At 34.7% G+C, this 826-nt stretch carries 2 protein-coding genes; both read left to right on the top strand.

The window, feature by feature from the left end; all coding sequences use genetic code 11:
- Positions 1-208: response regulator (locus tag V7147_RS19060; protein ID WP_335369411.1), on the top strand; the 208-nt coding region annotated here is incomplete at its 5' end.
- 116 nt (positions 209-324) lie between these two features.
- Positions 325-765, top strand: coding sequence for a CcdC family protein (locus V7147_RS19055; RefSeq protein WP_335369412.1), 441 nt, complete (start codon positions 325-327; stop codon positions 763-765).
- The last annotated feature ends 61 nt before the right edge of the window (positions 766-826 follow it).

Below are 826 nucleotides of genomic sequence, written 5' to 3'. Positions count from 1 at the left end.
AATGGATATTACAATGCCAGAAATGAATGGCATTGATGCTGTAAAATTGATTAAAGAAATTGACCCGAAGGCCCGAATTATCATGTGTTCCGCTATGGGTCAGCAAAAAATGGTCGTTGATGCCATCTCGGCTGGAGCAAAGGATTATATTGTAAAACCATTCGACGAAAGCAGAGTTGTTGAAGCGATTAATAGAGTATTAAATTAGGTGAAAACCCATTTAAGATAGAGCGTCTTAAGTGGGTTTCATTCGCTATAGATTACAATTTTTGAAAGATAAAAGGACTGATTCATTTGGTAATTGCATCTTCGATTGTAGCAATTATGATGGCAATTTTCGTAACCTTTTTACGAACAAAGTCTTCACAAAAACCCGCATCTATAAAAAAAATTATTTTACCCCCTGTTTTTATGAGCACAGGGGCACTAATGTTTGTACATCCGATGTTTCGTGTAACACCAATTGAAATATTAGAGGCTGTTGTAGTTGGGATGCTTTTTTCGATTCTATTAATAAAGACCTCGTCATTTGAAATAAGAGAGAATGACATATATCTTAAACGATCAAAGGCGTTTATTTATATTTTAGTAGGGTTATTGGCGATACGAATTGTTTTAAAATCGGTATTAAGTACGACGATTGATTTCGGGGCATTAAGCGGTATGTTCTGGATCCTTGCTTTTGCGATGATTGTCCCGTGGCGGATTGCGATGTATATAAAATATAAAAAACTTGAATCTGAACTACAAAAAAACTCGGCATAAATGCCGAGTTTTTTAGAAAAGGTCATGATATGGTGTTACATCTATTTGTTTTTCTTTTAAT

Origin of the sequence: Bacillus sp. JJ1521, from assembly GCF_036965165.1 — a bacterium.
Lineage (GTDB): Bacteria > Bacillota > Bacilli > Bacillales > Bacillaceae_L > Ferdinandcohnia.
This window is presented reverse-complemented; position numbering and strand designations above follow the sequence as displayed.